Here is a 20016-nt window from a genome sequence, read left to right on the forward strand (position 1 = left end):
AACCATTCCGCGCGGCAGTCTTCAAAACGGGAGAGAAATCGGATGCTCGGCAACCTGGAACTCGTGATGCGCCTGGTCCTCGCGGCGGCGCTCGGCAGTGTCATCGGCTTCGAGCGGGAGCGCCTGTCGTGGGCGGCCGGCCTGCGCACGCACATGCTGGTCTGTGTCGGCTCGACGCTCATCATGATCGTGTCGGCGTTCGGTTTCGCCGATGTGCTGGGCAGCAGCGACCACATCGTGCTCGATCCGTCGCGGATCGCCGCGCAGGTGGTCTCGGGCATCGGTTTCCTCGGCGCGGGCTCGATCCTGCTGCGTGGCGAGATCGTGCGCGGGCTGACGACGGCCGCGAGCCTCTGGTCGGTCGCCGCGATCGGCCTCGCGGTGGGCGGCGGACTGTACGTCGCGTCGATTTCCGCGACGATCATCATCCTGATCATCCTGGCCGGCATCAAGCCGCTCGAGCGCCGCTACTTCACGGTGCGGCAGCGGCGTCAGCTCGCGCTGACGGTGGTGGGCGGCGCGTTGACGTTCGATTCGCTGCACGCGGCCCTCGGCCCCGACAGCGCGCGCGTGAAGCAATTCATCGTGCAGCGCGCCGACGACACGGGCGAGCACGACGAGGTGCGCATCGCGCTCGGGCGCGTGTCGGATCTCGAATACCGCGCGATCTGCGACAAGCTGCGCGGGCTGTCGTGCGTGACGCGATTCGAGGAAGGCGGCGGGCTGTCGGGCGACGAATAGACGGCATCCGATCGGCCGGATCGGCGATCGGTCATGCGACAATGGCCGGTCACTGATTCCGTTCGACATCCGGTTCCGCGTTCGCGGACCTGTAATCCGACTCCATGACCGAATCCGTTTCCCTGCCTCGCTCCCGTTCCCGCTCCGACCGCTCGTCGGCCCGTTCGCGTCCGCGTTCCGTCGCGGCCGCGGCAGACACCGCCGCGAGGGCAACCGCGCGGTCCGGCAACGCGACGGGCGGCGATGCGCCGCGGGACGAACGCACGCTCGACCTGTTCGGCGATCCGGTGCTCGAGCCGGCTGCGCGTGGGCCGGTGGTGTCGCGCGATGACGGGGCGGTGGATGCCGACACGGCGGCCGCCGTCGCGGACAGCGATGACGGCGGTCGGCAGGCGACGCTGGATGGGTTCGGCACGCCGGGCGCCGACGGCGGGGCCGTCGCGAAAACGACGGCGCCTGCGTCGACGCGTGAAAGCGGCGACGTGGCCGATGCCGATGCAACGAAGCCCGGCGAGGCGCGGCTGCCCGATGGTGTCGCCGCGACTGCAGCGGGCGAGCCGGCAACCGACGGCAGCCAGGTGAAGACCGACGGCGTGGCGGAAGCAGACGACGCGGCCGGGACGCACACCGATCGTTCGACGGCGAATGTCGGAGCGGCGGAAGGTGCGGTCGACGCAGTCGTCGGCGACGGACCCGTGAAAGCGAGCGGTGAGCCCGAAGACGCCGCCGTGCCAGCCACACGCGACGAAGCAGTGCGAACACCCGGCGAGACCGCGAAGGGGCGTCGCGCAGCCGCCGGCGGCAAGCGCCGCGCGGCCGCTGGCGCGCGCGAGGCGGCAACGGCGCGTGGCGCGCCGGAAGTGGCTGCGGTCGATGCGGCGTCGGAAGCGACCCCGGCGCAGCACCTGGCGCCATCCACTGAACGGTCGGCGACCGCCGAACCGGCCGAGCCCGCGGTTGCCGCGCGTGCCCATGACGCCGCGCAAGCAGCCGCGGCGCCGGCCGCGCTGTTCGCGCAGCCTGTTGCGTCCGCGGCGTCGTTCGTGACGAAGCCGTCGGCGGAACGTGCGCAACCGGCCACGTCGAGCGCGTCGGCCTTCGATCCCGACACGCAACTGCGCCCGCTGTCGGACCGGCTCGCCGCGCTGCAGGCCGAGACGGCCGGCATGAAGCAGGCGGCCGATCGCGAGATGCGTCGCGTCAACCGGCTGCTGCTGGCGCTGGCGATCGTCGTGTTCGCGGGGCTCGTCGCGCTGGTGCTGCAAACGCGGCAAATCGCGCACCTGAAGCAGGAAGTCGACGCCCGGCAGCAGCGGATCGACCGGCTGGCTGCCGATCTGTCGACGCAGCAGGCAACGCTGATGACGCTCGCGGAACACCACGAAGCGATGCTGTCGCAGGTCGACCGGCTGCAGCGCAATGCGAACCGCGAGGCGGCGGCCGCGAAGCGCGTGCGTCGAACGCGCTAAATCGTCCGACCCTACCTGCAAACCCTGGCGTGACAAGGCGCGTCGGGGCGTGCCGTCGATCGGCGGTGGCGCGGGTGCGGCAAACTGATGCGGTGAGCTGGCAGAGTTCAGGGAAAACCCTTAGAATGGCATCCATCTAAGGGAAAACCCTAGAATCATCTGTCAGGAGTCTCACATGAGCTTCATTCTTGCCCTGCTGCAAAAGATCGACGACCTGTTCGTCTCCCCGCACCTGCCGCTCGACGCGGAATATTCGTACGCTGCACGTCACGCCGAAGCCGAGCGCGTGCGTCGTGCGAACCGCGTTCCGACCGTCCTGTACCGTCGCTGATTCGCTGATTCGCTGATTCGCTGATTCGCTGATTCGCTGATTCGCTGATTCGCTGATTCGGCGCTCGCCGCCTCTGCCTGCCCGTTTTCCACCGCCGCATCGCGCGCCGGTGCGACCGTCCCGCTACACTGGAAGTCCGACTTCCCTCGCGACACCCGGGCCATGCTGCAGATGCGGCCGATGACGGCCGGTGAATTCCACGCATACCGCACGCGCGCCATCGACGGCTACGCGCGCGATCTCGTGTCATCCGGGCAGAACGCCACCGACGACGCGCAGACCCGCGCCCGCGCCTGCTTCGATACGCTGCTTCCCGATGGCCTGCTCACTTCCGGCCAGACGCTCGTCCAACTGATCGACACCGCCAGCGGCGACACGGTCGGCGACCTCTGGTACGCGATCGTGCCCGAAGGGCCGAACCGTACGCTGTTCATCTACGATCTCGACATCGTCCCGACCCGGCGCCGCCAGGGCTGGGCCACGCGCGCGCTCGACGCACTCGAGGCCGAGGCGCGCCGTCATGGCGTCACCGAAATCGGGCTGTCGGTGTTCAATCACAACACGGCGGCCCGTGCGCTGTATCGGGCGTGCGGCTTCGTGCCGATCACGACGACGCTGATCAAGCCGGTCGTCCAGGGCTGAGGCCCGCACGCGCGCGTCGGTGACGCGCGTTGTCGTTTTTTCCGGCCGCCTTCCAATGATCTGTCCCGACACAGCGCATGCAATTTGCGCCCCGCCGGACGGCAAGCGATTCCCGATACGACAAGCGCCGGGCCGTCCATCGAACGGCCCGGCGCTTGTCGCGGCCCGCATCAGCGTGCGCGGCCTTTCCATCTCCTCAGCAGCAGCGCGTTCGTCACGACGCTGACGCTGGAGAACGCCATCGCCGCGCCCGCGATCACCGGATTCAGCCAGCCGAGCGCCGCGAGCGGCACGCCGATCAGGTTGTAGACGAACGCCCAGAACAGGTTCTGCTGGATCTTCCGATACGTCCGCTTTGAGATGTCGATCGCATCGGCGACGAGCGCCGGGTCGCCGCGCATCAGCGTGATGCCGGCCGTATGCATCGCGACGTCGGTGCCGGTCGCCATCGCGATGCCGACGTCGGCCGCGGCGAGCGCGGGCGCGTCGTTGATCCCGTCGCCGACCATCGCGACGATTCCGCCGTGCGTGCGTTTCAGTTCGGCCACCACGCGTGCCTTGTCGTCGGGCAGCACCTGCGCATGCACTTCGCCGATCCCGAGCGTCGCCGCGACGGCCGCTGCGCTGCCGCGGTTGTCGCCCGTGACGAGCACGCTCGCGACGCCACGCGCCGACAGTGCCGCGATCGCGTCGCGCGCGCCCGGCTTCACGGTGTCGCCGAACGCGATCAGCGCGAGCAGCGCGCGCGGCGCGTCGGCACGCATCAGCCACGAGATCGTGTTGCCCGCGCGCTCGAATTCCGCGGCACGCGCGTCGAGTTCCGGCGGCACGACGATGCCGAGTTCGTCGCGCCAGCGGGTGCTGCCGAGTGCGAGACGCTCCCCGCCGACGCGCGCCTCGACGCCGCGTCCGGCCACCGCGCGCGCGTCGGCCGCGACGATCTCGGCCGAACCCGCGCCGCCGCGGGCCACGACGTCCGCATCGTGCGCGGCGACCACGGCGCGCGCGAGCGGGTGGTCGCTTTGCCGCTGGACCGCGGCCGCGAGAGCGAGCGCTCGCTCACGTGGGACGCCGACGGCGTCGAATGCCGTCACGGACGGTTTGCCTTCGGTCAGCGTGCCGGTCTTGTCGAACGCGATCACCGTGGTGCGCTGCGCGAGTTCGAGCGCCAGGGCATCCTTGATCAGCACGCCATGGCGGGCCGCGACGCCGGTGCCCGCCATGATCGCGGCGGGCGTCGCGAGGCCGAGCGCGCACGGGCACGCGATGACGAGCACCGCGACCGCGTTGAGGATCGCCGTTTCGATGCCGGCGCCGGCGATCAGCCAGCCGGCCAGCGTCAGCACGGCGATGCCGAGGATCGCCGGCACGAACACTTCGCTGACGCGATCGACGAGCCGCTGGATCGGCGCCTTTTCCGCCTGCGCGGATTCGACGAGGCGGATGATGCGCGCGAGCGTCGTCTCCGCGCCGATCGCGGTGGTTTCGACGACGAGCGCGCCTTCGCCATTGATCGAGCCGGCCGTGACCGGATCGCCGTCTTCCTTCGGCACCGGCAGGCTTTCGCCGGTGATCAGCGATTCGTCGACGTGCGAGCGGCCCGACGCGATCCGGCCGTCGACGGGCACACGCTCGCCGGGACGGATGCTGACGGTCGTGCCGACCCGCACCTGCGCCAGCGGCACGTCGCGTTCGACGCCGTGCTCGACGACGCGCGCGCGGTCGGGGCGCAGCGCATTCAGCGCGCGGATCGCCTCGGTCGTCTGGCGTTTCGCGCGCGCTTCGAGCCATTTGCCGAAGCGCACCAGCGTGATGATGACGGCCGATGCCTCGAAATACAGATGGCCGGGGTGCGCGGGGTCGCGCAGCAGCATCCACAGGCTCAGCCCGTACGCGGCCGATGTGCCGAGCGCGACGAGCAGGTCCATGTTGCCGGTGCGTGCCTTCACCGCATGCCAGGCGGCGCGGTAGAAGCGTGCGCCGAAGCCGAACTGGACGACCGACGCGAGCGCGAGCTGCAGCCAGCCGGGCAGCATCGCGTCGATGCCGAACGGCGCGACGAGCATCGGCACGATGAGCGGCACGCTCAGCACGGCCGAGCCGATCACGAGATTGCGTTCGCGGATCGCTTCGCGGCGCTTGCGGGCGTCGGGGGCTTGCGCGGGTTCGGCGGCGCGGGCTTCGGCGTCGGCCGAGGCGTCCGCGTCCGGCGCAACGGCGAGCGACGCCCGATAACCGGCCGTCGTGACCGCCGCGATCAGCGTGGCGGCGTCGAGCGTGCCGGCGCCATGCACCGACGCGCGTTCGGTCGCGAGATTGACCGACGCGCGCGTGACGCCAGGCACGGCGGCCAGCGCCTTTTCGACGCGGCCGACGCAGGATGCGCACGTCATGCCGCCGATGTCGAATTCGAGATCGCGGGAAGCGCCCGGAGGCGGCGGCGCGGCGACCGGTGTCGCGCCGTAGCCGGCTTGCCGCACGGCTTCGGCCAGTTGCGACGCGGAAACGTCCGGGGCCGCGTCGACGGTCGCGCGCTCGGTGGCGAGGTTGACGGACGCGCGCGCGACGCCGGGCACCTTCGCCAGCGCCTTTTCGACGCGCGACACGCACGACGCGCAGGTCATGCCGTCGATGTCGAGTTCGATGCCGGCGGCGGGCGCGGGCAGTGCGCTCGCCGGCGCTGCGGGCCGGGCGGTCGCGTGCATCGCGTGCTCGACGTGCGCGGACGCAACGGCTGCGACCGCCGCTTCGCGCACGGCGGCGCGATAGCCGGCGGCGTCGACCGCGGCAACGAGCTGCGCGGGCTCGACCGTGTCCTGCACGGTCACCGTCGCCGCATGCGCGTCGAGATCGACCGCTGCCTCGACGACGCCCGGCACGGCGGCCAGCGCACGCTGCACGCGGCCCGTGCAGCCGCCGCAATGCATGCCGTCGATGGACAGTTCGATCGTTTGCATGTCGGCGGAGGCGAGTGGTTCAGTCATGTCGGATTCCCCAAAAGCGCGGTTCGTGCCGCGAATGACGCCAGTATCAACATTCCCATGATGGGAAGGTCAAGGGGGGCGATGCAATACGGCATCGTGCCGACGGCCGGCCCATTCTCGCCCGACATGCCGCCCCGCGCAGGCGGCGGCCGGTTCCGGACAAGGGCCGGATCAATGGAACTCCGGGCCGACGACAGCCCGGCTACCGCTGCGCCCGATATTCGGCATATTGGGGGATGCCCTTAGGCGCTATGATACCGGCCTGACATCAGCGCCCGCCGAGCGAAGCGGCGATCGGGCATGCTGGGGTGCCTTGCTTTCGCCGATCGTGAGTCGAACAAGGCGTTGACTGACAAGAACGATATTCGGCCAGTACTCAATGATTGAAAACCTACGAGAATCAATTTCTCTGCGGCGCGCGGCAGGCGCGTCGCTGGCTCTGGCGGCGCTGCTGGAAGGATGCGCGTCGCAGCCGGACGCGATCCAGCGAAAAACCGGCTGGATGCGTGCCGAAGTGGCCGACTCCTATGTATACGCGTATCCGCTCGTGCTGATGGACGTCGCGAAGGAAGCCGCGACGGGCGGCGACAGCGCGCAGCCGGGCCAGGCGCCGCTCAACACGCTGCGCCACGCGCAGGCGCTGCCGCCCGTCGGCGCGCTCAACCCGCCGCTGCCGGGCGTCGACACGCTCGACTCGACCGGCTGGCTCGACGTCGGTGCCGAGCCGGTGATTGTGACGCTGCCGGATACCCGCGGCCGCTACTGGGATGCCCGCGCGCTCGACATGTGGACGAACGTGCTGTGGTCGTCGTCGAGCGTGGCGGCGCGTGGCGCTCGCGGCGCCGCGCGATCGCAAACGATTGCCTTCGCCGCGAAGGACTGGCAGGGCACGCTGCCGAAGGGCGCATTGCGTATCGACGTGCCGTCGGCCAACGCGTGGCTCGAGGTGCGGCTGCAGACGAGCGGCGGGCGCGACCTCACGAACGTGAAGAAACTGCAGCGGGCGATCCGCGTGGTGCCGCTGTCCGTCTATACGGGCAGCACGCGCGGCGCGTCGGTCGCGGTCCATGCGGGCAGCGCGCCGTTGGAAGCGGCGAGCGGCGGCACGCCGGCCGAGCAGGTGGCCGCGCTCGATCCGAAGGCGTTCTTCACGCGCTTCGCGCGGGCGCTGCAGGACAATCCGGCACCGGCCGACGACGCGCACGCGAACGAATTGCTCGGCGACATCGGCGTGACGGCCGGCTACCCGGTGCTGTGGACGGGCGATCGCCTCAACGCCGCGACGGCCGGCGTCGCCGAGGCGCGCGCGCGGCTCGCGACACCGCCGTCGAACCTGCTGAACGCGAACGGCTGGAGCTGGATCGGCGACACGGCCGGCAAGTACGGCCAGGACTATGCGCTGCGCGCATACGCGGCCTACACGCAGTTCGGCACCGCGACGCGCGACGACGAGACGCTCGCGCTCGTGCGCGTCGATAGCGACGGCCACACGCTGAACGGCGCGAACCGCTACGTGCTGCACTTCGCGCCGGGTGCGCTGCCGCCGGTGCGCGGGTTCTGGACGCTCACGCCGTACACGACGAACGGCGCGCTGCCCGACGTCGGCTCGGCGCGCCGCTCGCTGGGCGACCGCGACCGCTTGCGCCGCAATCACGACGGCTCGATCGACGTGGTCGTGTCGGCGTCGCCGGGCGGCACGCACGCGGCCAACTGGCTGCCGGCGCCGCGCGCCGACTTCGCGCTCGCGCTGCGACTCTACGCACCGAAGCCGCAGGCGAGCGACGGCTCGTGGATGCCGCCCGTCGTCGTCCGAAAGTGAACCGACGGGCGCCGCCGCTGTCCGATTCGCGGGCGCGGCGGCCTCGCCCGAGCGTCGTTCCGTCACCACCTGAGCCTATACTTTCGGGATAGCGTGCGCGGCCGTGCCGGTTTTCCGGCGCGGCCCGGCATCCATTCCCGAGGCATCCAAGCATGTCAAGCGCAGACAAAGAAACCGTACCCTCGACCTTCCAAGCCCTCGGCAGCGTTGCACGCTCGCGCCGGACCCGACGTATCGGCCTCGGCGTGCTGATCTTTCTCGTTTTATTCGGACTGCTCGGATTCTTCGCGGCGCCGCCGCTGATCCGCCACATCGCCGAACAGCAACTGAGCCAGCAACTCGGCCGGCCGTCCACCGTCCAGCGCATCGCGCTGAACCCGTACACGCTGAACCTCGAAGCCGACGGCGTGCACGTCGGCGAGCGCGGCGGCCAGGGCGACTTCATCGACATCGGCAAGCTCGTCGTGCGGCCGTCGTGGTCGTCGCTGTTCCGCGGCGCGCCGATCGTCAACGAAGTGCGCGTCGACTCGCCGCGCTTCCACATCGTCCGCTACGACGCGCAACGCTTCAACTTCACCGACCTGATCGAGAAGTTCTCGACGCCGTCCAAACCCGAAAGCAAGCCGACCCATTTCTCGGTGTCGAACATTCAGGTCAACGACGGGCGGATCGACTTCGACGACCGCCTGCTGAACGAAAAGCACGTGGTCGACAACTGGACGCTCGGCATTCCGTTCATCGCGACGCTGCCGTCGAAGACCGACATCTTCGTGCAGCCGAAGCTGCGCGCGCGAATCGACGGCAGCCCGATCGCGATCGACGGCAAAACGAAACCGTTCGCGCTGTCGCGCGAGTCGGAAGTCGCGCTGAAGTTCGACCGGCTCGACGTGCCGAAGCTGATTTCCTACGCGCCGGCGAAGCTGCCGGTGATCGTCGCGAGCGGCCTGCTCAGCAGCGACCTCACGCTGAACTTCGTGATGAGCGGCGCCACGCCGTCGCTGCGCGTGTCGGGCACCGTGGATCTCAACGACGCGAAGGTGACCGACCGCGCGTCCGCGCCGCTGTTCGCCGCGCGCGGCGTGCACGTCGCGGCCGCCGGCCTCGAGCCGCTGCGCAACGTGCTGCATTTCGACGAGATCCGGCTCGACCAGCCGGTCGTCGACCTGGCGCGCGACAAGCAGGGCGTGCTGAACGTCGAGAAGCTCGCCGGCACGCCGGCCGCCGCGCCAAAGGCAGACACGGGCAAGCCTGCCGCGTCGGGCGCCGCCGCATCGACCGCCGCCGCCGCCAACGCCAACGCCGCGAGCGGCGCGAAGGCCGAAGCCGCCGCGAAGGAAGCGCCGCCGCTCGACCTGACGATCCGTCATTTCGCGATCGACGGCGGCACGATCAACGTCGACGACCGCGTGCCCGCGACGCCGACCGCGCTGTCGCTGACGAAGCTCGCCGCGACGCTCGACGGCTTCACGCTGCAGGGCAAGACGCCCGCGAAATACACGCTGTCGACGTCGCTGTCGCGCGGCGGTGACGTGAAGGCCGAAGGCGCGTTCAGCCTGGCCGCGAAGCAGGCCGACACGAAGCTGACGGTCGACGCGCTCGCGTTGCCGGCGCTGCAGCCGTATCTCGGCGAGGCGACCCGCGCGCGCGTGCTCGACGGCACGCTCGGCGCGAGCGTCAACGCGAAGGCCGACTGGGGCAAGACGCCGCTCGACGCGCAGGTCGCCGACAGCACGGTGAGCCTGAAGTCGCTGAAGCTCGCGACGCCGGACGCGAAGGCGCCCGCGATCGTGCTGCCCGACGCGAGCGCGAAGATCGCGAAGGTCGACGTCGCCGCGCGCACCGCGGAAATCGCGAGCGTCGATGCGACCGGGCTCGCGCTCGACGTGAAGCGCCTGAAGGACGGCAAGATCGACCTGGCTGCGCTGGCCGAACCCGCGCAGGCGGCGGTGCCCAGGCGCACGGTCGCGCGCAAGGCCGAGGCGGCCGCGCCGTCGTGGCATTACCGGATCGACGCGCTGAACGTGAAGGAGTCGTCCGCGAACTTCACGGACCTGTCGACGCCGCGTCCGGTGAAGCTCGCGATCAAGCCGCTCGACCTGTCGGTGCAGAAGATCAGCGACGACATGACGAAGCCGCTGCCGGTGCAACTGAAGGCGACGCTGAACCGCAAGGGCTCGGTGAACGTGTCGGGCGACGTGACCGCGCAGCCGCTGAAGCTCGGCCTGAAGATCAACGGCAACCGCCTCGACGCAGCCGCGTTCGAGCCGTACTTCGGCAGCGCGCTGAACGCGACCATCGCGAGCGCACTCCTCAACGCGCAGGGCAACCTGACGTTCGCGCAGGTGAAGGACACGCCGCGCGCGACCTATCGCGGCGATGTCGCGCTGGTCGACGTGCGGATGCTCGACAAGGCGACGTCCGACCCGTTCGCGGGCTGGCGCTCGCTCGCGCTGTCGAACCTGAAGGTGAACTACGACGAGAAGGGCACCGACGTCGACGCCGCGCGCGTGACGTTCTCGAACTTCTACGGCCGCGTGCTGCTCGATGCGCAGGGGCGGCTGAACCTGAAGGACGTCGTCGCGAAGGAGACGGGCCCCGCGCAATCGCTCACGCGTGACGCGAGCAAGGGCGAACCCGTGCCGCTGTCGCCGGGCGTGACGCCGCCGGCCGCCGCGCAGGCCGCATCGGCCGCGGCCGTGCAGCAGGCGTCCGCGCCGGCCGCCGCATCGGCGACGGTCGTCGTGAAGGCCGCGCCGCCGCCGCAGAATCCGGTGCGCATGCATTTCGGCCAGCTCCTGCTGCAGAACGGCCGCGTGACCTACACCGACAACTTCATCAAGCCGAACTACACGGCGAACCTGGTCGCGATCAAGGGGACGGTCGGCGCGTTCGGCACGGACTCGACGACGTCCGCGCCGGTCGACGTCGCCGCGAACCTCGCGGGCAACGGGCCGATCTCGATCAAGGGCTCGGTGAACCCGCTGATCGACAAGCCGGCGCTGGACCTCACGGCGACCGCGCACGACATCGAGCTGACCAACCTGACGCCGTATTCGGCGAAGTACGCCGGCTATCCGATCACGAAGGGCAAGCTCAACGTCGACCTGCACTACCAGCTCGCGAACGATCAGCTGCAGGCGAACAACCACATCTTCATCGACCAGCTCACGTTCGGCGATCACGTCGAGAACGACACGGCGACGAAGCTGCCCGTGAAGCTCGCGATCTCGCTCCTGAAGAACACGCGCGGCGAGATCGACGTGAACCTGCCGGTGTCGGGCTCGCTGTCGAATCCGGAGTTCAGCGTCGGCGGGCTGATCTGGCGTGCGGTGCTGAACCTGATCGCGAAGGCCGTCACGTCGCCGTTCACGCTGCTCGCGAACGCGTTCGGCGGCAGCGGCGGCGAGGATCTCGGCTACGTCGAGTTCGCGCCGGGCACGTATGCGCTGACCGACGCGCAGCAGAAGAAGCTCGACACCGTCGTGAAGATGCTGACCGAAAAGCCGTCGATCCGGCTGGACCTGATCGGCCGCGTCGATCCGGCGAAGGACACGCCGGGGCTGCGCGACGCGTACGTCGAGCGCCTGGTGCGTCAGCAAAAGCTGAAGGACGTGGTCGGCCAGGGCGAGAGCATCGATCCGATGTCGGTGAAGGTCGAACCGGCCGAGTACAGCAAGTACCTGACGCGTGCGTACAAGGCCGCCGACTTCAAGAAGCCGCGCAACCTGATCGGCTTGCAGAAGACGCTGCCCGATGCGGACATGAAGCAGGCGCTCGCCGATCACGCGCCGGCCGACGACAATGCGCTGCGCGCGCTCGCGCAGCGGCGCGCGGAGGCCGTGCGCCAATACCTCGACGGCAAGATCGATTCGAGCCGCATGTTCGTCGTGGCGCCGAAGCTCGATGCGAAGGGCATCGAGGACAAGGGCGCGACGACGCGCGTCGACTTCGGCCTGCAGTAAGCCGCGTCACGCCATCATCCGCCGCCGCCGCGCCCGACCGGCAATCGGGCGCGGCGGCGCGCCTTCCTGTCAGCGCTCGGCGATCGCCGGTTCGCGCTTGTCCAGTTCCTTCCTCGCGGCCAGCGGCAGGCGGGCGTCGTCCCACTGCGTCAGCCACTCGACTTCCTTCGCGGTGAACACCTGTCCGTAGTTGCGCAGCGCGTACTGCAGCGCGTCGACGACGTGATGGCGAATGATTTCGGGGGTACGTGCATCGTCCAGCACGAACCGGAGAGCTTCCAGGGTCGACATAGTCGTGCTCCGGGTCAGGGAAAACCCTTTATCACACGCCAATAGTCATGCGCCAAGCAGGAAAAAAAATCGCGCGGCGGGCGATGGCGCGCGCCATGCACCGGCCCGGTGCGCACGTCGCGGCGTGCGCCTGGGGCACCCTGCATTGCGACGGCGTCGTGTCATTTGCGATTGGTTACGTTTGACAGAAAACAGAAAGCCCCGCTTCATCGGACCGCCGCACGATCCCGCCATATTTTGCGCGCCTGTTGGCAGGTCACGCAGTTCAACGTCAATCGATGAGGTGGGGTGATGATGTCTTTCCTTGGTAAGCAGCGGAAGGTGGCGGCGATGGTGGCGGGCGCGCTGGCGCTCGCAAGCGCGGGTGTCCACGCCGCGCAGCAGGACGGCAACGGTCAGGGCGACGCCGCCGGCCACGGCCGGCGCGTCGTGAAGCACGTGCTGCTGATCAGCGTCGACGGCCTGCACGAGCAGGACCTCGCGCGCTGCATCGGCGCGAACACGTGTCCGAACATCGCGGTGCTCGCGCAAACCGGCGTCACGTACACGAACGCCTATACGCCGGGCCTGTCGGATTCGTTCCCGGGCCTCGCGGCGCTCGTGACGGGCGGCTCGCCGAAGACGGCCGGCCTGTTCTACGACGTGTCGTACGACCGCAATCTGTATGCGCCGAGCGACACGACCTGCTCGGGCAAGCAGGGCTGGAACGTCGTGTTCGACGAGACGACCGGCATCGACGCCATCAACGGCGGCGCGCTCGTGCACCTCGACGGCGGCGGCGCGTTCAATCCGCAGGCGATCCCGCATGCGAAGGTCAATGGCCAGTGCGTGCCGGTCTATCCGCACAACTACGTGAAGACCAACACGGTGTTCGAGGCCGTCAAGGCCGGCGTGCCGAACGCATACACCGCATGGGCCGACAAGCACGCGTGGGGCTACGACTGGCTGAACGGCCCGTCGGGCACCGGCGTCGACGATCTGATGCGCACCGAGATCAATTCGATCGACCCGGCGACGAACACCGCCTACACCGACGTCTATTCGCACACCGCGCGCTTCGACAACCTGCACGTGCAGGCGCTGGTCAACCAGATCGACGGCCGCGACTCGACCGGCACGAAGAACGCGCCGGTGCCGACGCTGTTCGGCGCCAACTTCCAGACGCTCAGCGTCGCGCAGAAGGCGCCGGTCGCGAAGGGCGGCGGCTATCTCGACGCGAACTTCACGCCGAACGGCCAGGTCGCGAACGCGATCACGTACGTCGACAATTCGATCGGCCGCATCGTCAACGAGTTGAAGCAGCGCAACCTGTACACGTCGACGGCGGTGATCGTCACGGCGAAGCACGGCCAGTCGCCGACCGATCACACGAAGCTCGTGAAGAACGGCGACACGCTGACGAAACTGCTCGAAGCGAACAACTATCTCGACCCGAACGGCAACTTCGGCCAGAACAACACGACGACGGGCAACCTGAACGACGGTTCGGGCCTGGTCGGCACGGGCTTCGTGCAGACCGACGACGTCGGCCTGATCTGGCTGCGCGACCGCAGCCAGCGCACGGCCGTGGTGCAGACGCTGAAGGCGAACCTCGGCTGCAACGCGCCGGGAATCTGCGCCGACGGCTCGCAGGCATACATCCTGTACGGCGCGGCGCTGGCCGACCGGTTCGGCGATCCGGCGAACGGCCGCACGCCGGACATCGTCGTCCAGCCGAATCCGGGCGTGATCTACACGTCGAGCACGAAGAAGGACGAGGAGCACGGCGGCAACGCGCCGGACGACAGCCACCTCGGCCTGCTCGTGTCGTATCCGGGCCTCCACCGCGCGCGCACCGTGAGCGATCTCGTCGGCACGAAGCAGGTCGCGCCGACCATCCTCGGGCTGCTCGGCGCCGAACCGAAGCTGCTGCACGCGGTCGTGGCCGAGAACACGCACGTGCTGCCGGGGCTCGGTATCGACCACTGACGCAACGTGACGGGCGGCACGGCGACGTGCCGTCCACGCGTGCCCGGCCCTGTCGGGCACGCTCATCGATCCGCGCATTCGTCGAGCATCCATTCCCTGAAGCGCCGCAACGCGGCGCTCGTCTCGAGGCGCTCCGGCGCGTAGCACAGGTAGTGCCCCTGCGCGTCGACGTCGACGGGCGCGTCGAACGGTTCGACGAGCGCGCCGCTCGCGAGCGTGTCGACGATCAGGAAGCGCGGCACGAGCGCGAGCCCGAGCCCGGCTTGCGCGGCCTGGATCAGCACTGAATACTGTTCGAAGCGCGGCCCCGCGAGCGCGTTCATCCGGGCGACGCGATGGCGCTCCGCCCAGAGCGACCACGCGATTTCCGCCTGCTCGTGCACGAGCCGCGGCGCGGCGGCCGTGTCGGCGGGCGTGCGCAGCGCATGCCGCGCCGCGAATTCGCCGGAACAGACCGGCACGAACGTGCGGCCGTCCAGGTAATCGCACCGGACGCCTTCCCATGCGCCGTCGCCATAGCGGATCGCCGCGTCGAGCCCGAACGGAAACACGTCGCCGTGCGCGAGATGGCGGCGAAAACTCAGCGTGACCGCTGGCGCGACGGCCAGAAAGCGCGCGAGACGCGGCACCAGCCACTTCGTCGTGAAGGTCGGCACGCTGGCGATCGTCAGCAGGTCGCTGTCCTCGCGCGCGCTCAGCAATTCGATCGATGCGTTGCCGATCTCGCGCAGCGGGCCGATCACGCGCGCGTGATAAACCTGCCCGGCCCGCGTGAGCGCGAGATTGCGCCCCTCGCGCACGAACAGCTTCACGCCGAACAGCGCCTCGAGATTCGCGATCTGCCGGCTGACCGCGCTCGGCGTCAGGCCGAGCTCGCGCGCCGCATACGAGAAGTTCAGGTACTTCACGGAACTCGCGAACGCGTGCAGTTCCGCGACGTTGGGAAACAGGTGCTTCACGGCGAACTATTCCTTGCGCGCACAGATCGATGCGGGCGTTGTACGTTTTTTTCATGACGATGCCATGTCGGATCCGCACACTGCGTCCGTCACGACAACGCGTGCCGGCCCGGCCCGGCGGGCGTTGCGTGACCCGTTCCGTGTCCGTCAGCGAGATTCGCCATGCATTCGCCATCCGCTCCGGCCCTTGCCGAAGCTATTCCGATTCGTCGTAACAAACGGCCGCGCGCGATGGCGGGACGCCTGCTGCTGCGGGCGTTCGTCGCGGCGTTCGGGCTGTATCTCGCGCTGCCGATCGTGCTGCTGCTGATCGGCTCGGTCGGCCAGTCGTGGACGAACACGCTGCTGCCGACCGGCATCACGTCGCACTGGTTCGTCGATCTGGCCGCGAATCGCAGCTTCACCCGCGCATTCGGCACGAGCCTCGCGGTCGCGCTCGCCTGCTGCGCGATCAATGCCGTGCTGGCGCTGCCGCTCGCGTATGCGCTGCATCACCGCGCACTGGCCGGCCGCGGCTTCGCGGCGCGCATCGTGATGCTGATGCCGATCGCGGTGCCGGCGCTGACGCTCGGGTTCGGCTACATCGCGATCTTCAGCGGCGATGCGCTGCCGTGGCTCGGCACGCTGCCGCTGATGATCGCCGCGCACGCCGTGCTGACGCTGCCGTACCTGTTGCAGACGCTGCTGAGCGACCTGCGGCACCTGGGCCTCGCGCATCTCGAGGCATGTGCGGCGACGCTCGGCGCGACGCCGCTGCGCCAGTTCGTCACGATCGTGCTGCCGAACCTGCGGCACAGCCTGTTCTCCGGCCTCGTGATGGTCGCCGCGCTGTCGATCGGCGAATTCCAGATCTCGAACCTCATCGCCGGCTTCCGTTACCGCAACTATCCGATCGTGCTGCTGCAGGCGTTCTACGGCGCGTCCGGGATGGCCTGCGCGGCGACCGTCGTGCTGCTCGTCCTCGCCGTGCTCGCGACGCTCGCCTCCGTCTTCACCGTGCAACGCCTGAAGTGAAACCGTCATGAGTCTCGATTTCGAAAACGTCAGCTTCCAGTATCCGGGCGCCCGTCACGGCGTCGACGCGGTCACGCTGTCCGCGGCCCAGGGCGAACTGCTCGCCGTGATGGGCCGCAGCGGCTCCGGCAAATCGACGCTGCTGCGCCTCGCCGCCGGCCTGCTCGACGGCTACCGCGGCCGTATCGCGATCGGCGGTCGCGACATGGCCGGCGTGCCGGTGTGGCAGCGCGAGGTCGGGATGGTGTTTCAGCACTACGCGCTGTTTCCGAACCTGTCGGTCGTCGACAACGTCGCCTATGGCCTGAAGATGCGCGGCATGGCCGCGGCGCCGCGCCGCCGCCGCGCGCTCGAGATGCTCGAACGTGTCGGTCTCGCCGCGCAGGCCGGGCGCGGCACGGCGCTGCTGTCCGGGGGGCAGCAGCAGCGCGTCGCGCTGGCCCGCGCGCTCGTGATCGAACCGAAGCTGCTGCTGCTCGACGAGCCGCTCGCGGCGCTCGACGCCGGCATTCGCCACCAGTTGCGCGACGAGATCCGCGCGCTGCAGCGCGCATGCGGCGCGACGACGCTGCTCGTCACGCACGACCAGGACGAAGCGCTCAGCATGGCCGACCGCGTGGCGATCGTCGACGGCGGACGCATGCTCCAGGCCGGCACCCCGCGCGACTTGTACGAGCGTCCGGCGACCGCGCAGGTCGCGCGTTTCGTCGGCCATTCGACGCTGCTGCGCGGCCGTGTGCTCGCACATGGCGCGGTCGACGTGCGGTTCACGACGCTGTGCGCGGATACGGGCGCGCACCGGCCGGGCGACCCGGTCGAGGTGCTGATCCGTCCGGAACACCTGCAGCCCGATCCCCCCGCGTACGTCGCGAACCGCATCGATGGCCGGGTCGGCGAGGTGCGCTACTTCGGCGCGACACAGCGCTTCGATTTCGTGCCGGCCGGCGCGACCGACGCACTGCTCGGCGAAGGACGCGAACTGCCCGCGCGCTGCGTGTCGATCGAGCCGCGCCATTTGCTCGTGCTGCCCGCCGCGTGAGCGCGGGCGACCTATTCATTCAACGGAGAATCACGATGTCCGCACGCCGCCACTTTCTTCATGCGATGCGCCGCCGCCTGCTGGCGCTCTGCGCGTTCGCGACCCTCGCGCCGGCGCTGGCCCATGCCGCGCCGCTGTATCCGGGCGAGGATGCGCTGTACGAGAAGGCCGCCGACGAAGGGCTCGTCGTGTCGTTCGACACGGGCCCGGAGTGGGCGAACTGGAAGTCGCTGTTCGCCGAATTCCGCAAGCGTTACCCGAAGGTCGAGATCACGTACAACGACATCGGATCGGCGGCCACGGTCGTCGCGCTCGACAAGTCGCGACGTCGCCCGCAGGCCGACACGGCCTACTACTTCGCGGCGTCGGCGCTCGATGCGACGGCCAAGGACGTCGTCGCGCCGTTCAAGCCGGTCAATTTCGACAAGCTGCCCACGGTGTTCCGCGCGGCCGACGGCCGCTGGTTCGCGGTGCACTCGCTGAACATCGCGTTGCTCGTCAACAAGAAGCTCGTGAAGAACGTGCCGCAGCGCTGGTCCGACCTGCTGAAACCCGAATATCGCAATGCGGTCGTCTATCTCGACCCGCGCTCGACCGGGCAGGGGCAGGTCGCCGTGTTCGCCGCTGCGTATGCGAACGGCGGCAGCGTCGACAACCCGAAGCCGGGCGCGGAGTTCTTCGGCAAGCTGAAGCAGGCGGGCAACGTGCTGCGCGTCGAGGGGACGACGCCGTACGCGAAATTCGTCAAGGGCGAGATTCCGATCCTGATCGGCTACGAGAACGACGGGCTCAAGGCCAAGTACACGGACGGCATGGGCGATGCGGCCGAAGTCGTGATTCCGCAGGACGGCAGCGTATCGGCGCCGTATGCGATGAGTCTCGTGAAGAACGGACCGAATCCGGCCGCCGCGCAGTTGTGGCTCAACCTCGTGATGAGCGACGTCGGGCAGGGGCTGTTCGCGCAGGGCTACGTGCGCCCGGCCGTGCCCGGCACGCCGGTCGCGCAGGACGTCGCGGCGAAGCTGCCGAACGCGCCGCAGGTGCGTCCGCTGGACGTCGCGAAGGCCGCGACGCACAAGGCCGAAGTCGACCAGCTCTGGTCGCAGGCCACGCTCGGCAAGTAAGGGGCGCGCGATGCGGGTTTCGTCCATGCGGGATGGCGTCCTGCGCCGCTACGGCGCGGCGCCGGCGGCCGCGCTGTTCGCGGTGTGCTTCGTGCTGCCGCTCGGCGCGCTCGTCGGCGCCGCGTTCGACGGCGGCGGCCGCGCGTTCGCCGCGGTGTTCGGCGATCCGCTCGTCGCCGACGCGATCGTGCGTTCGCTGGCGCTCGCGATCGGCGCCGGCACGCTGTCCGTCGCCGTCGGCGTGCCGGTCGCGTTCGTGCTGGCCGGGCAGTCGCCGGCGCGGCGCCGCTGGTCGCTGGCGCTGCTCGGCGTGCCGCTCGCCTTCTCCGGCCTCGTGATCGCGTACGGCTTCATCCTCGTGTTCGGCCGCGCCGGTTTCGTCACGATGCTGCTGGCGTCGCTCGGCGCGGACCCGACCGTGGTCGGCGGCGCGATCTACTCGATGCCGGGGCTCGCGTTCGCTTATGCGTATTACCTGATCCCGCGCGTCGCGCTGATGCTTTACCCGGCGCTCGCGAATCTCGACCGGCGGCCGCTCGAGGCGGCGCTGACGCTCGGCGCGCGGCCGTGGCGCGCGTGGTTCGACGTCGCGTGGCGCGAGCTGTGGCCGTCGATCGCGTCCGCGTGGTGCCTCGTGGCTGCGATCGCGCTCGGCACGTACGGCACGGCGCTCGCGCTGGCCGGCACTCAGGTCAACATCCTGCCGCTGCTGATGTATCTGAAGCTGTCCGACGGACAGACCGATTTCTCGCAGGCCGCCGTGCTGTCGATCGTGCTGACGGCGCTTTGCACCTGCGTTCTTGCACTGGGGGAAGGACTTGCACGGCAACGACGTCATTGAATGGTCGAGCGACACGCGCGACGCGCTGGCGCAACTCGCGCGGCGACAGCGCGGCGCGCAACGGCACCGGATGCCGGTCGGCGTGATTGGGCCGCGCGACGCGACGCACGCGCAGCTCGCCGTCGCCGAGCGGATCGCGCACGGGATCGCGGCGACGGGCCTCGCGATCGTCGGCGGCGGCAAGCAGGGAGTGATGGAGGCCGCCGCGCGCGGCGCGCGGGCCGCGGGCGGATGCGCGATCGGGCTGCTGCCCGAGGATGACGCGCGGGACGCGAATCCGTATCTGACCGTCGCGCTGCCGACCGGGCTCGGCATCACGCGCAATGCGCTGATCGCGCGCGCGTCCGTGTGCCTGATCGCGGTCGGCGGCGGGCTCGGCACGCTGTCGGAAATCGCGCTGGGGCTGCAATGGGGCAAGCCGGTGTTCGGGATCTGCGACGCGCCGCAGGTGGCGGGCGTCGAGCGTTTCGACGAAGCAGACCCGCTCGTCGCGCGCGTTGCGCGATGGCTGTCCGCCTCGGTGTAGCGCGACTTGAAATGGGGGGCATGACGCGCCATATTGGCCGCGTACGTTGTTCGTCAACGATGTGAAAAGGAAATCCGATGCGTCTGCTGCTTGCCCTCTTGCTGCCGTGGTTCCAGTTCTTCACGATCGGCCGCCCGATCGCCGGCGTCATCTGCCTGATTCTGCAGCTCACGATCATCGGCTGGCTGCCGGCCGCGATCTGGTCGGTGTATGCGCTGAGCCAGTACAAGACCGATCGCAAGATCGAGGCGGCGCTGCGCGAGCGGGGGTAGGCGACGGGCGTTTCCCTTCGACCGCTGCTTCTGG

16 protein-coding genes are annotated in these 20016 nt (G+C 69.5%); 13 read left to right on the plus strand and 3 right to left on the minus strand.

Annotation, left to right across the window (positions count from 1 at the left end; genetic code table 11):
- Window positions 1–42 precede the first annotated feature (42 nt).
- The 4 genes from ACV22V_RS19955 to ACV22V_RS19970 all read left to right on the plus strand — a co-directional run bounded on the left by ACV22V_RS19955 (window position 43) and on the right by ACV22V_RS19970 (window position 3183).
- Window positions 43–741 carry an MgtC/SapB family protein gene (locus tag ACV22V_RS19955; protein WP_059528748.1) on the plus strand — a complete coding sequence of 233 codons (699 nt, stop codon included), beginning with the start codon at window positions 43–45 and terminating at the stop codon, window positions 739–741.
- A 104-nt stretch (window positions 742–845) separates the two neighbouring features.
- Window positions 846–2210 carry a flagellar hook-length control protein FliK gene (locus ACV22V_RS19960; protein ID WP_448015239.1) on the plus strand — a complete coding sequence of 455 codons (1365 nt, stop codon included), beginning with the start codon at window positions 846–848 and terminating at the stop codon, window positions 2208–2210.
- A gap of 175 nt (window positions 2211–2385) precedes the next feature.
- On the plus strand, window positions 2386–2541 hold the full coding sequence (locus ACV22V_RS19965) for a hypothetical protein (RefSeq protein WP_175908567.1): 156 nt from the start codon (window positions 2386–2388) through the stop codon (window positions 2539–2541).
- A gap of 162 nt (window positions 2542–2703) precedes the next feature.
- A complete protein-coding gene (locus ACV22V_RS19970) occupies window positions 2704–3183 on the plus strand; it encodes a GNAT family N-acetyltransferase (protein WP_059698078.1) in 480 nt (159 codons plus the stop codon).
- A gap of 170 nt (window positions 3184–3353) precedes the next feature.
- Here the strand turns inward: ACV22V_RS19970 and ACV22V_RS19975 are convergent, their stop codons facing one another.
- Entirely contained in the window at window positions 3354–6167 is a 2814-nt protein-coding gene (locus tag ACV22V_RS19975) for a heavy metal translocating P-type ATPase (RefSeq protein WP_448015241.1), read from the minus strand.
- Window positions 6168–6546: 379 nt separating this feature from the next.
- Here ACV22V_RS19975 and ACV22V_RS19980 point away from each other — a divergent pair, with 379 nt between their 5' ends.
- On the plus strand, window positions 6547–7986 hold the full coding sequence (locus ACV22V_RS19980) for a DUF1254 domain-containing protein (RefSeq protein WP_448015242.1): 1440 nt from the start codon (window positions 6547–6549) through the stop codon (window positions 7984–7986).
- A gap of 152 nt (window positions 7987–8138) precedes the next feature.
- Complete coding sequence (locus ACV22V_RS19985) at window positions 8139–11948, plus strand: DUF748 domain-containing protein (protein ID WP_448015244.1); 3810 nt, start codon at window positions 8139–8141, stop codon at window positions 11946–11948.
- A 69-nt stretch (window positions 11949–12017) separates the two neighbouring features.
- On the opposite strand, the gene ACV22V_RS19990 is transcribed toward ACV22V_RS19985, so the two are convergent.
- Window positions 12018–12239: a hypothetical protein gene (locus ACV22V_RS19990; RefSeq protein WP_059448952.1), complete on the minus strand. Its 222-nt coding sequence runs from the start codon at window positions 12237–12239 to the stop codon at window positions 12018–12020.
- A 291-nt stretch (window positions 12240–12530) separates the two neighbouring features.
- Here ACV22V_RS19990 and ACV22V_RS19995 point away from each other — a divergent pair, with 291 nt between their 5' ends.
- Window positions 12531–14207 (plus strand): alkaline phosphatase family protein, encoded by a 1677-nt coding sequence (locus ACV22V_RS19995; protein ID WP_059689294.1) that lies wholly within the window; start codon window positions 12531–12533, stop codon window positions 14205–14207.
- A gap of 62 nt (window positions 14208–14269) precedes the next feature.
- Here ACV22V_RS19995 and ACV22V_RS20000 read toward each other — a convergent pair whose 3' ends face one another.
- On the minus strand, window positions 14270–15166 hold the full coding sequence (locus ACV22V_RS20000; RefSeq protein WP_059528731.1) for a LysR substrate-binding domain-containing protein: 897 nt from the start codon (window positions 15164–15166) through the stop codon (window positions 14270–14272).
- 162 nt (window positions 15167–15328) lie between these two features.
- Between ACV22V_RS20000 and ACV22V_RS20005 the strand changes: the two genes are divergently transcribed.
- The 6 genes from ACV22V_RS20005 (at window position 15329) to ACV22V_RS20030 (ending at window position 19982) form a co-directional block, all read left to right on the plus strand.
- The gene (locus tag ACV22V_RS20005; protein ID WP_059698068.1) at window positions 15329–16180 is read left to right on the plus strand and encodes an ABC transporter permease; all 852 of its coding nucleotides are present in this window, start codon (window positions 15329–15331) and stop codon (window positions 16178–16180) included.
- 7 nt (window positions 16181–16187) lie between these two features.
- A complete protein-coding gene (locus ACV22V_RS20010) occupies window positions 16188–17219 on the plus strand; it encodes an ABC transporter ATP-binding protein (RefSeq protein ID WP_059698066.1) in 1032 nt (343 codons plus the stop codon).
- A 35-nt stretch (window positions 17220–17254) separates the two neighbouring features.
- Entirely contained in the window at window positions 17255–18343 is a 1089-nt protein-coding gene (locus tag ACV22V_RS20015) for an extracellular solute-binding protein (protein ID WP_448015247.1), read from the plus strand.
- Between the two features lie 25 nt (window positions 18344–18368).
- Window positions 18369–19184, plus strand: coding sequence for an ABC transporter permease (locus tag ACV22V_RS20020; RefSeq protein ID WP_448015249.1), 816 nt, complete (start codon window positions 18369–18371; stop codon window positions 19182–19184).
- 70 nt (window positions 19185–19254) lie between these two features.
- Window positions 19255–19710 (plus strand): TIGR00725 family protein, encoded by a 456-nt coding sequence (locus ACV22V_RS20025; RefSeq protein ID WP_448015322.1) that lies wholly within the window; start codon window positions 19255–19257, stop codon window positions 19708–19710.
- Between the two features lie 77 nt (window positions 19711–19787).
- Window positions 19788–19982, plus strand: coding sequence for a YqaE/Pmp3 family membrane protein (locus ACV22V_RS20030; RefSeq protein WP_059528716.1), 195 nt, complete (start codon window positions 19788–19790; stop codon window positions 19980–19982).
- Window positions 19983–20016 lie beyond the last annotated feature (34 nt).

The sequence above is a fragment of the Burkholderia sp. AW33-5 genome (genome assembly GCF_053427615.1).